This window comes from Runella defluvii, from assembly GCF_014195535.1.
Lineage (GTDB): Bacteria > Bacteroidota > Bacteroidia > Cytophagales > Spirosomataceae > Runella > Runella defluvii.
In genome coordinates this window covers 910,927-922,827 of record NZ_JACIBY010000001.1, presented here as the reverse complement: position 1 = coordinate 922,827, position 11,901 = coordinate 910,927, and the positions used below count along the sequence as shown (strand labels likewise).

General features: G+C 46.6%; 11 protein-coding genes. 7 read left to right on the top strand and 4 right to left on the bottom strand.

The features are described from left to right. Window positions 1-186: 186 nt before the first annotated feature. The 4 genes from FHS57_RS03770 (at window position 187) to FHS57_RS03755 (ending at window position 4,543) form a co-directional block, all read left to right on the top strand. Window positions 187-1,221 (top strand): LacI family DNA-binding transcriptional regulator, encoded by a 1,035-nt coding sequence (locus FHS57_RS03770; RefSeq protein WP_183971550.1) that lies wholly within the window; start codon window positions 187-189, stop codon window positions 1,219-1,221. Window positions 1,222-1,284: 63 nt separating this feature from the next. Beyond that, window positions 1,285-1,797 carry a gluconate 2-dehydrogenase subunit 3 family protein gene (locus FHS57_RS03765; protein ID WP_183971549.1) on the top strand — a complete coding sequence of 171 codons (513 nt, stop codon included), beginning with the start codon at window positions 1,285-1,287 and terminating at the stop codon, window positions 1,795-1,797. A 102-nt stretch (window positions 1,798-1,899) separates the two neighbouring features. Next, the gene (locus FHS57_RS03760; protein ID WP_183971548.1) at window positions 1,900-3,618 is read left to right on the top strand and encodes a GMC oxidoreductase; all 1,719 of its coding nucleotides are present in this window, start codon (window positions 1,900-1,902) and stop codon (window positions 3,616-3,618) included. 349 nt (window positions 3,619-3,967) lie between these two features. Then, window positions 3,968-4,543, top strand: a complete 576-nt coding sequence (locus tag FHS57_RS03755; RefSeq protein ID WP_183971547.1) for a dTDP-4-dehydrorhamnose 3,5-epimerase family protein — start codon at window positions 3,968-3,970, stop codon at window positions 4,541-4,543. Between the two features lie 81 nt (window positions 4,544-4,624). Here FHS57_RS03755 and FHS57_RS03750 read toward each other — a convergent pair whose 3' ends face one another. After that, window positions 4,625-5,155, bottom strand: coding sequence for a DsrE family protein (locus tag FHS57_RS03750; protein ID WP_183971546.1), 531 nt, complete (start codon window positions 5,153-5,155; stop codon window positions 4,625-4,627). A gap of 147 nt (window positions 5,156-5,302) precedes the next feature. Here FHS57_RS03750 and FHS57_RS03745 point away from each other — a divergent pair, with 147 nt between their 5' ends. Further along, window positions 5,303-6,352, top strand: a complete 1,050-nt coding sequence (locus tag FHS57_RS03745; RefSeq protein WP_183971545.1) for an agmatine deiminase family protein — start codon at window positions 5,303-5,305, stop codon at window positions 6,350-6,352. Between the two features lie 209 nt (window positions 6,353-6,561). On the opposite strand, the gene FHS57_RS03740 is transcribed toward FHS57_RS03745, so the two are convergent. Both FHS57_RS03740 and FHS57_RS03735 read right to left on the bottom strand, forming a co-directional pair. Continuing rightward, entirely contained in the window at window positions 6,562-7,074 is a 513-nt protein-coding gene (locus tag FHS57_RS03740) for an FKBP-type peptidyl-prolyl cis-trans isomerase (RefSeq protein WP_183971544.1), read from the bottom strand. 44 nt (window positions 7,075-7,118) lie between these two features. Further along, window positions 7,119-7,646, bottom strand: a complete 528-nt coding sequence (locus FHS57_RS03735) for a GNAT family N-acetyltransferase (protein ID WP_183971543.1) — start codon at window positions 7,644-7,646, stop codon at window positions 7,119-7,121. Between the two features lie 69 nt (window positions 7,647-7,715). Here FHS57_RS03735 and FHS57_RS03730 point away from each other — a divergent pair, with 69 nt between their 5' ends. After that, window positions 7,716-8,882 (top strand): AGE family epimerase/isomerase, encoded by a 1,167-nt coding sequence (locus FHS57_RS03730; protein ID WP_183971542.1) that lies wholly within the window; start codon window positions 7,716-7,718, stop codon window positions 8,880-8,882. Here the strand turns inward: FHS57_RS03730 and FHS57_RS03725 are convergent. Next, window positions 8,879-10,672: a hypothetical protein gene (locus FHS57_RS03725; RefSeq protein ID WP_183971541.1), complete on the bottom strand. Its 1,794-nt coding sequence runs from the start codon at window positions 10,670-10,672 to the stop codon at window positions 8,879-8,881. The two genes, FHS57_RS03730 and FHS57_RS03725, sit on opposite strands and share 4 nt — an antisense overlap. 106 nt (window positions 10,673-10,778) lie before the next feature. On the opposite strand from FHS57_RS03725, the gene FHS57_RS03720 reads away from it, so the two are divergent. Continuing rightward, window positions 10,779-11,870, top strand: coding sequence for a DUF2891 domain-containing protein (locus FHS57_RS03720; RefSeq protein ID WP_183971540.1), 1,092 nt, complete (start codon window positions 10,779-10,781; stop codon window positions 11,868-11,870). Window positions 11,871-11,901 lie beyond the last annotated feature (31 nt).

The following is an 11,901-nucleotide window of genomic DNA, read 5'->3' as shown; positions in this document are numbered from 1 at the left end:
ATTTTTGCGCAATATCATCCGCAAACGTTTGCGGTTACGTTTGCGGTTTTTCTGCAACACCTATTTTAAACTTAAAAAAATCAAATATTTCAACTAAAGCTACCAACTGTATCATTTCCCGAAGTCCCTCGGTTTTTGGACCCAAAATGGGTGGCATATTGTAAAAATTATATTTCTCTAAACCCAATGAATAAAAATACGGCCGTCACGATCAAAGACATTGCTAACGCCCTCAATCTATCTGCCTCCACCGTGTCACGCGCTTTGCGCGGGATGCCCGAGATACACCCCGAAACCCGACAGGCGGTGTTGCAGTTGGCCGAAGACATGGACTACCAACCCAATCAGTTGGCAAAAAACCTGGTCAAAAGCCGCACCAAAACCATTGGGTTGATTTTACCGACGTTGAGTTATCATTTTTTTGCATCAATGCTCAACAGCATCGAAGAGGCAGCCATGCAAGCGGGCTACAGTGTGGTGGTATGCCAAACCAACGAATCGTATTTACGGGAAGTCGCTCAGATTCAAAACCTGCTCCACAGCCAAGTTGAAGGGGTGATTATGTCGTTGGCGCGCGACACGAGCGATTTTGAACACATTTACCGTTTGCAGCGAAAAAATGTACCCCTCGTAATTTTTGACCGTTATTCAACCGACATCGACGCCTCGCGGGTCATCGTTGACAACCACGAAGCAGCTTTTAAGGCAACCCAACACCTCATCGAAAACGGTTGCCAACGCCTTGGCTGCATGGCAGGCCCGCCGCACTTACTTATCAGCAACGAGCGTTTGCGAGGCTTTAAAGACGCACTCGAACACTACGGCCTGCCCTACAACGAGCGCTACGTTTTTTACAACGATTTTACCCAAGAAAACACCATGATGCAGGCACTCAACATGATGAGCTTGCCCACCCCACCCGACGGGATTCTGACCATGACCGACCGCATTGCGTTTGCAACCATGTATGCTTTTAAACAAAAAGGAATTCGGATTCCTGAGGACGTGGCCATTGTGAGTTTCAACAACGACCCCACCTGCATTTATCTTTCGCCATCGCTCACCAGTGTCAACCAGCCCATTCAAGAAATGGGTGCGCAAGTCGTTCGGCTTTTGCTCAAACAGCTTGAAAACGACCAACCCGTTGTTGCCGAAACGATTGTACTCAGTACCCAACTGATGATTAGGGAGTCGTCGATGGTAGAAGGGCGAAAAAAATGAGTTTTGATAGGTATCAAATGTCGTTTCATTTCTTTGTAGAAATAAAACTAACCAAACGTTATTATGCAAAGACGTTCTGCCCTAAAAAGCCTAACGGCGGCCGTTGGAGGATTGATGAGTCTGCCAAGCTGGGCGCAAGCATGGACTCCCGAAACGGTAAAAGGGCCTACCCTACTCACAATGGCAGAGGAAGATACCCTCGCCGAAATCGTTGAAACCATCATTCCTGAAACTTCAACGCCAGGCGCAAAATCGCTGAAAGTGCATCAATTTGCGCTTCGGATGATCAATGATTGCTACGGCGAAAATGCGCAAAAAAATCTCAAAAAAGGATTAGCTGACACCAATTCAGCCGCTCAACAAGCATACAGCAAGTCTTTTGCTGCTTGTGACGGAAAACAACGCCTTGAGCTTCTCAAAAAACTGGCCGACAACGCAGATACCAAGCCGTTTGTAAGTATGATTAAAAACTTGACGATTCAGGGCTACCAAAACTCCGAATACGTCATGGTCAACATTCAGAAATACAACATGGCACCTGGATTTTACCACGGTTGTGTTCCTGTCAAGAAATAGCATAGAACTTAATCTTGATTAAGCTTGGCCCAAACTATGATTTGGGTCAACAGTGGCACAGCGTCTCTGACGCAATTCAACCTCAAAACTGCAAACTTACAAATGTCTTATTTCTCAATAGATTCCATCAAAGACCGTACATTTGATGCCATTGTCGTTGGCTCTGGTATCAGTGGAGGTTGGGCGGCCAAAGAGCTCACGGGCAAAGGCTTACGCACCCTTGTGTTAGAACGCGGTCGCAATGTGCAACACGTCACCGACTACCCAACGACCATGATGCGTCCGTGGGAGTTTCCTCACTTGAATCAAATGCCAAAGGAGGTCAAAGACGCCAACCCTATCGTGAGCAAATGCTATGCTTTCAACGAAGATGCCGCGCATTTTTTTGTCAAAGACGCCGAACACCCTTACGTGCAAGAAAAGCCCTTCGACTGGATTCGGGGCTACCAAGTAGGGGGAAAATCGCTGCTGTGGGCTCGCCAAACCCAACGTTGGTCACAATTTGATTTTGAAGGCCCCGCGCGAGATGGTTTTGCCGTGGAGTGGCCTATTAACTACAACGAAATTGCGCCTTGGTACAGTTACGTTGAAAAATTTGCGGGAATTTCGGGCAACAAAGACGGTCTTCCGCAGCTTCCCGACGGCGAGTTTTTACCCCCTCATGAGCAATCGTGCGTGGAAAAATACTTTGGGCAACAAATGGCCAAACATTACGGAGGCACTCGCCCCATCATCATTGGTCGTTGCGCTCACTTGACAAAACCGAACCCGATTCACTTCCAACAAGGACGTGCTCAATGCCAAAACCGCGCGCTTTGCCAACGTGGCTGCCCGTACGGAGGGTATTTTAGCAGCAACGCCACGACGATTCCGTGGGCTATGAAATCAGGGAAGATGACCCTCAAACCTGACTCGGTGGTTCACTCAATTATCTATGACGAAAAACTAGGTAAGGCCGCAGGCGTACGTGTCATTGACGCCAAGACCAACGAAGCAATAGAGTATTATGCAAAAATCATTTTTGTGAATGCCGCCGCGCTCAACACCAACTTGATTTTGCTCAACTCTACTTCTCATCGCTTCCCCCAAGGCTTGGGCAACGACAATGGGCTAATGGGCAAGTACATTGCTTTCCACAACTACCGCACAAGCATTTCGGGCGAGTATGAAGGCTTCCTTGATACCACCTCCGAGGGAATCCGCCCCAATAGTAGCTACATTCCTCGGTTCCGTAACTTACTTAAACAAGAAACCGACTTTTTACGCGGCTACGCTGCGGGCTTTAATTCCAGCCGTATTACCTTCAACGATCGCTCAGGCATGGGTGAAGAGTTAAAAACGTCATTGGCTGAGAAAAAATATGGCAATTGGCGGGTGGGCTCGCACATGATGGGCGAAACCATTCCGAAAGAAACCAATTTCGTAGCCCTAGACCCCAACCTCAAAGATAAGTGGGGAATACCGCAGTTGAGGATTTCGGTGAGCTACGACGACAACGACGAAAAGATGGTGAAAGACTACCACGAGCAGTTGACAGAAATGTTTACCAAAGCAGGTTTCAAAAACATCCAAACCCACGATGTACCGAACAAAGCACCAGGACTTGACATCCACGAAATGGGTGGCGTTCGGATGGGGAAAGACCCTAAGACATCGCTTTTGAACAATTGGAATCAACTGCACGCTTGCAAAAACGTGTTTGTTACAGACGGCGCGTGTATGACTTCTACCGCTACTCAAAACCCGTCGCTCACTTACATGGCACTCACTGCTCGCGCCGCTGACTATGCCGTAAAACAAATGAAAGCGAAGAATTTGTAATCTTTTTTGTCGCCTATAGGTAATTGTGCAAAATTAAACTGGACATTATCAACGATATGTGAGTCCTAAAACCCCCTGGGGTCTGTAAACAAGAGCTTAATCTAGGACTTTAGCCCTGACTTTTTAGCACTTTAATATGGAAAAGTCAGGGCTAAAGCCTCGTTGAGTTGCCTAATTCCTTTTACCCCCAGCCTAAAGTCGGGGCGCCGATGCGGCATGGGGTTTTAGGAGTGATTAGTCATGTGAGAAACTGGTTCTGTAATTGAAGGCGGATAAAATCAAAGCCCTGACTTCCCTCAGTTTTTTATTCATTGCCTCGTGGTACTTTCGCCCAAAACCGCATTGTACCATGAATACTACTCAGCTTATAAAATCCGCACAAATCGACGGCGTGGAGCTTCACCAAGTTCGCTTGGTGTCGTTAGACGAGCATAAAGACCATCGTGGGTCGTTTACCGAAATTTTTCAAGATCACTGGGGTACGGTGCTCAAACCCGTACAATGGAGCGCCGTAAAATCAGAAGCGAATGTTTTTCGGGGAATGCACTTCCACGTCCGCCACGATGAGTACTTTTGTCTTCTCGAAGGGCACTGTTTATTGGGCTTGCGCGACTTGCGGCCTGGCTCGCCTACGCAGCACAAATCTGCCTTGTTTGAATTGTTTGGCGAAGACCCCGCCGCGCTTGTTTTCCCCGTTGGAATGCTGCATGGATGGTACTTTTTTACGCCGTCTATCCACGTACAGGCGGTTTCGGAAGCCTATCCCGACTACGGCGCGGATGACAACTGGCGCTGCCGCTGGAACGACCCCGAACTTGAACTCAACTGGGGCATTGAAAATCCTATTTTGAGTGATTTAGCCGCCAACGCGCCATCGTTACAGGGGCTTATCAATGGCTTGACATTTAAGGGGTATTTCTCTTAGTTTTTGTTGAACCATATAAGACATATAAGCGCATATAAGTTTTTCTTATAATCCCTTCTATGTCTTATATGGTTCAAAATGCTACGGAATAATAGGCACATATCCCTTCGATTGGAGCGTAGTCATTAACACCATGGCCGACAACGTGACACGAATCGCAGGGTTGCGTGGTTCTTTTTCCAATTTACGCATATATAGCGACTGACCGCAGATGTAAAGCTTGACGCCGTTTGCCGCAAGTTCATTGATTAATGCCGTGTTAGGATTCGGCACTCCAAATTTCTTTTTGTAAGCTTCATCGCTCAAAATCAGCGGCGTACCCAAAAAGTGTATCACCGCCACCACATCTAAATTTTGCTTCGGAATTCCTGCCGACAAATGCAGGTTTACCAAGCGAGCCAACTTATCCAAGGTACTGTTTACAGAGTCGGGTTTATCAGCCCCTTTTGAAATTTCGTACAACACTTTGTACTTCATCTTAGGGTCAACAATCGGCTCTGCTTCAGGCACTTCAAACATCCCTCCCCCACTTTTGATGTAGGGGAATTTCTTTTGAGCAAAGCTAGCCAAGCTTACAAATACCAGTAAAATAATCAATCGATAAGTACGCATACGTTTATTTTGTTGAGGTGAAGAAGGAAAAATTTCAACGAAAGATACACAGACTTTACGAAACGAACCTACACGCGGGTCGTAAAACAATCTACATTTCTCCCTATTTTTGTAGCTGCAAAACTGCTTAATAGACTTCAAAGCATCATGTCAATTTCATCTACGCCCAAAGAACAGGGCTTTTTCTTTCCTGCCGAATGGCATCCACACCGCGCTACTTGGTTGAGTTTCCCTCATACCGAAGCCTCTTGGACGTACGAGCGTCAGCCTAAAATGCTTCCTGCCTATTTGGAATTTATTAAGGCCATCAGCGAGGGCGAAAAGGTGTGTATCAATGCGCACAACGAAACGGTTCAACAAACGATAAAACTTCATTTGCTTGGGGCTGGAATCGACCTCAATCAAATTGAACTTCCGCTCCACGCCACCAACGACTCTTGGTGCCGCGACCACGGGCCTGGTATTTTGATTAATCCTGAAACCCAAAAACGTCTGGTGGTCAATTGGGGTTACAATGCTTGGGGAGGAAAATATCCACCGTTCAACAACGACGACCTAATTCCCGTAGCGATTGCTCATTATTTGGGCCTAGACTACGTCACGCCTGGCATCATCATGGAAGGTGGCTCGGTAGAGTTCAATGGAAAAGGAACGTTATTGACCAGCAGGGCTTGTTTGCTCAACGAAAACCGCAATCCGCACCTAAATCAAGCGCAAATTGAAAAGTACTTGTGCGATTATTACGGCGTGGAACAAATCCTTTGGGTGGGCGATGGCATCGTAGGAGATGATACCGACGGGCACATCGACGACACCGTGCGCTTTGTCAATGAAGATACGGTGGTAGCGATTGTTGAAGAGAACAAATCGGACGATAACTACGAGATTTTACAAGAAAATATCCACGAGTTGAAGCAGATGCGTTTGCTCAATGGAAAGCAACTTAACATCGTTGAGTTGCCCATGCCAACGCCTTTGTACAGTGAAGATTTGCGTTTGCCTGCGTCGTACGCCAATTTTTACATTAGCAATGCGGCAGTTATTGTACCCACATTCCGCTGCGCCAACGACCAAAAAGCATTGGATATTTTGAGTCAATGTTTTACCGACCGCAAAGTTATCGGCATCGACTCCACAGAAATCGTTTGGGGCCTCGGCAGCTTCCACTGTCTAAGCCAGCAAGAACCGCTAATCTAGTGTCGAATTTAGAGTGCAGAATGTCGAATGCCTGTGTAGAGGGTTGCTCACAACCCGACGAGAAGTAGTGTAGAGGGTAGAATGCAGAGTGTCGAGTGCTCGTGAAGAGGGTTGCTCACAACCCGACGAGAAGTAGTGTCGAGGGCAGAATGCAGAGTGTCGAATAATTATTCAAATTCGACATTCTGCACTCAACATTCGACACTCATTTAGTGTTCTACCCCACCCTCACCATGAACGTGACCGTGGTCTAGTTCTTCGGCCGTAGCAGGACGAACATTAATCACTGAGCCTTTGAAGTGCATCTTACGGCCTGCCAATGGGTGGTTAAAATCCATCAACACAAACTCACGATTTACTTCTACTACTTGGCCCATCAAACGATGTCCATCTTCATTGGTCATTGGAATCATATTGCCCACTTGAAGCATATCTTCTTGAACCTCACCGTCCACCTTGAAAATATCAATCGGTAGTTCGGCAACGGCTTCCATGTCATAATCGCCGTATCCTTCCTCAGGAGAAAGCGTAAAATCAAACGACTCACCCACGGCAAGCCCGTTGATTTTATCTTCAAAACTTTCTGGCAAGCCACTCATTCCTTGAATGAAGTACATAGGTTGGTCTTCACCGACGGTTTCTACCATCTGCCACTCGTCGGTATCGTTCATAATACTAAGCTCGTAGGCCAACGCTACGACTTGATTAGCTGCTATTTTCATTGGTTTAAATTTTTTGCAAACGTACTGCTTTTTAAGGGCGTAAACTAGCTTACCTTGGCTTTTCGCCACAAAATGATGCCATTTTCTTCCTGTACTTGGGAGAAACCCGCCTTGACCAATACCCTTTGAGAAAGCGGCAGTCGAATGGGCGTTTGGGCAGTAAGGGCATGGGCTGCTGGATGTTTGAACACCCACTTCATCAAGCACTCAACCGCCTCGGTTGCAATGCCTTTCCCCCGAAAATCTTCGTCTAGGCCGTAGCCCATTTCGGTTTCGCCGTTGTCATTGGGCATCCCTGCCACCCCAATTCCTCCCGCCACCGAATTGCTTTCCTTTTCAACAATGAGCCAATTGGTAAACCACTGATAATTGGCCACGTTTGCCGCCGTTTCGGGCAACCAGTAATTGGCCAAGGCATCGTCGAATTCTGACTGAAACTCTTCTTCCATTTTCATGGGGCGGGGAGAAAGACCTAGCGATTTTTGTAATCCTAAGTAGTCACTAGCGTGTAGTTGTAACTGCTGGGTAGTGAGCGGAATTAGCCGCAAACGAATAGATTCTATAAAATACATGATGAAATTCTAGCCTTTTGGGAAGGTTTGGGTACATAACAAAGGTAAAAAAAAATCTATTTTTGCGGCATGAATTTGCTTTTGTACGCCCAACAATACCGCGAAGACCTTTTGCAACGAGTCGTTCCGTTTTGGCTCGACTTCGCCATCGACCGTGTCAATGGTGGGTATTTTTGCGTACTTTCCAACAAAGGAGAGGTTCTATCGACCGACAAATGGATGGCTTGGCACGGGCAGCAAGCGTGGGCTTTTGCAAAGTTACACCAAACCGAACCCCGACCTGCTTTTCTGGAGTACGCCCGCCAAGGCGCCGATTTTTTGCTCCAATACGCCACCGATACCAAAGAAAATTGGTGGGAGTCGGTGGATATTACGGGGCGGGGTGTGGCCGAGGTGAAAGACACCCAAGTGGAAGCCGCTGCCTGCGCCGCGTGGGGCATTTTGTACGACATTACCGAAGATGAAGTCTATGCCGAAGCTGCCAAAAAATCGTTGATAAAAGCAGTTCGTAAGCGCGAAAAACGACTTCAAAAATACATCGACGAGCCCATCAGCGGACGTCATTTAAAACAAATTGGGGAACTAAGCGCCCTTGCCCGTGCATTAATGGCGGCCAAAAACTGCCTTTCTGAAAAAGCGTTTCGCGAACGAGGAGAAGCCCTTTTAAATGAATTGATGAAACATTTTTGGGAACCTCGCGCCGATATTTTACTAGAAAATGTGTTTTCAGAAGGCGGATACTCCGATTGCTTGTTGGGGCGAAGAATCCACGCTGGACGGGTTTTTGAAGCCTTTAATTCTTTTTACGAACTGACTTATTCCCTCAACAAACGGCAAATTCGCAGGCAGTTGGCCCAGCACATTGCTTACTTAGCCGAAACTACTTGGGACGAAGCCTACGGTGGTTATTATCATTGGTTGGACGTTAAAAGCCTACCCGCCAGCGAACCCGACGCTTACTATAAATACGCTTGGGTGCAATTAGAAGCCTGCACGGCATTGTTACGAGCGTATCAAGTTTTGCAAGACCGTAGCCTTCTGAAGCAATGGCAACGGGTAAATGATTATGTGTGGCAACATTTCCCTGACCCTTCTCCTGAAGGCGAATGGGTAGGCGTGGTGAGTCGGCACGGAGAACCGCTGATTCCCCTCAAAGCGGCTTCTAACAAAAATGCCTTTGCCCCCATCAAAAACCTGCTGGCCTCTTCCGAGTTACTGGCAACTATTGGTACCTAAAACGTGACTTGTTCCTCTGTATCAAGCAATTCTGAAACACCGTTCTGACGCAGTAGCACATACATCCGATAGTTGCCTTTTACGACCGCCCCAGGAACAAAAGTGGCCATAAATCCCCTGTCCCAATACCAGCCTCTTCGGAGAAATGTTTTCAACGGAAGTGCCTGCTGCATCCCCGCCGCCATGTAAACGTGCGACGCGGATTTCAGAACAACAAAAGCCCCATCATCCATGTTTTTGACAGGCCGAATAAAATCGCGGTGATAGTAAACATTCAGGTTTTTGTTGCTCCAAAAAACCGAATCAACCTTAAAATTTCCGTTCGTTGAAAGTGAATCTGTCGAAGCTGTCCACTGTTTTTCGTATTGTCTAAAAAACAAGGACGGCTGGTACAGTTTCTGCAATCGGAGAAAGTCAGCCCCCGTTAAATCGAACATTTTTAGCCCCAACAAATCGGCATTGTACATCGAATTAAACTCCTGCGCTACTGCCATTCGGCGGTTGTTGACCGCAGGTGCAATGGCATAATACAACACCAAAGCATTGAAAATCACTACAATTCCCATTCCAATAGCCAACCACTTCTGAGTTATTTTTTCCCGATTCCAATCCAACACCAACAAATACGTCAAAATCAACATCCAAGTGGGGTACATCCGATAGCGCCCTTTGAACATACCATATAACCCATCCCATTCGGCCCGTTTGTAAACGACGCCCAAAGAGGTCAAACACACAAATAACAGCATGTATAGCGCAAACCACTGCACTTTGTTTAGTCTTAAGGTAATCGTGTATTTTTTGAATAAAGACAGGGTTGGGTTGGCGATGTCAGGTCTGACTATCGTCTGAGTTGTTGTAGTTTCTGGGTTGGCGACGTCAGGTCTGACTATCGTCTGACCTTTGGCGATGGTCGTATGTCGTAACAAAGCCCAGACATTTACTGTCAACAGTACTCCCCCAAAAACGACTGAAAGCCATTGGGCCAACGTGGAGGGACTGTAAGCATCAAAATTTACCGAAGACCCAATAAACGCTAAAAAACAAATGATTGCTTGTAAATAGTTTTCCGCTTTTGTCAAATCAAGTGAACTTGGAGACGCGTGCGAATGGGTGAGTGCATATAGTCCCATCGTTAGCACAAATGCCCCTAAAGTGAGCTTCATCTCCTTCCAACGGTTCGACAAGGCCAGGATTGTTCCTCCAATTAGAAAAGTCAACAGGCCATTCCCGTACGAAAATGTGGCAAAAATTGAGAACAAAATCCCTACCCAACTGTACTTGGGCGACAACTGTGTGTATCCATACGCAGCCATCATGGTAAAAAAGAGTAAGCCAAAATTTCCGAGCGAACTTGTTCCCCAAAAGATATTTTCAAACGAATGCACGTTGAGGACAATCCAACACAAAGGGATGAAATACGCAAAAGAGAGATTGAGTTTTCGAAAAACTTTAAACAATATCCCCAATTGGCCAACCCAAAGTAAATTACTGAGGACCATCAACGTTTTAAAATTGACACTTCCTGTCAGCCAGTACGACAAGAGCACCACCAAACGCGTAAACACGATGCGGTGTTCGGGAAAACCGATGGTCAACCAGTTCAATTTTTCGCGCCAGGATGCTGCATTCTGCCATTGTTCAACAATTTGAAGCACGTGAATATCGTCGTATGCCACGTAGTTGGCATTCAATGCAATGGCTTCAAAAAAAACCACGTATATCACCAGCGGTAACAAACACAGCGAAACTAAGAAGCGTTTTTGGATAGAAAGATTGAAAAAAGTCATGCGTAAGGTCGAAAAACGCTTAAAATTAGTAAGTTCGTAGGCGATTTTAGTGTTTTGCCCCTCAAAATGTACCCCAACCAACCTTAACTACTTCATTATCAACAAAATGAGAAATAGCTTTTATTTTTTACTCTTTTTTCCATTCACCGTGCTCTTTGCCCAAAACACCTACCTTGTCAAAGAAAATGACCAATGGCGCCTTACGTCCGCTGGCGCTTCTTTTTTGGCCAAATTACCGCTGCATTGTATCCATACTGAATATCCCAACAAAACGGGGCACACCATCGAAGCCGAGAATGACGCCAAACTCACGCCCAAGCAACTGCACCCTGCTTTTTATGGTTGTTTGGATTGGCACTCTTCCGTACACGGGCATTGGATGCTAGTTCGGCTCCTTAAAACCTTCAAAGGACTTCCCGAAGAGGTGGAAATACGAAAAATACTGGACGATAGTTTTCAGCCCGATAAAATGAGAACCGAAGCGGAGTATTTTACCAAATACAAGTTTTCGCGGACGTTTGAACGTACCTACGGCTGGGCTTGGTTGCTCAAACTCGACGAAGAGTTGGCCACGTGGGACGACCCGCAGGGCCGCCAATGGCACCAGCATTTACGTCCGCTCACTCAGCAAGTGGTGGAACTTTGGACGGCATTTTTACCCAAACAAACCTACCCCAACCGCACGGGCGTTCATCCCAATACTGCTTTCGGTCTGGTGTTTGCCCTTGACTACGCTCGTACGGTTAAAAATGCCGCTTTTGAGGCCAAAATCGTCGAAAAAGCCAAGTATTTTTATCTAAACAATACCCAAGCACCTGCCATCCAAGAACCCGATGGTTCCGATTTTTTATCCCCGAGTTTGGAAGTAGCAGACCTAATGCGACGTATCTTAACGCCCGCTGCATTCACCAAGTGGTTCAATGGCTTTATGCCTGCCGCTGGTTTGCAAAACATCCTCAAACTCCCCGTCGTAAGCGACCGAAACGACATGCAGATTGTTCACTTAGATGGGCTTTCGTTGAGTCGGGCTTGGTGTTTGAAAGGCATTGTTGAAGCTCTCCCCAAAACCGACCCTCGTCGGGCAACTATGCTCAAAGCATCTCAACATTTTATCAATACTACCCTACCCCAAATCACTAACGGTGGCTACGGCGGCGAGCACTGGCTAGCTTCCTTTGCCTTGTATGCGTTGCAATAAAAATGTGGCACAATTTTTGATAATACTTTTA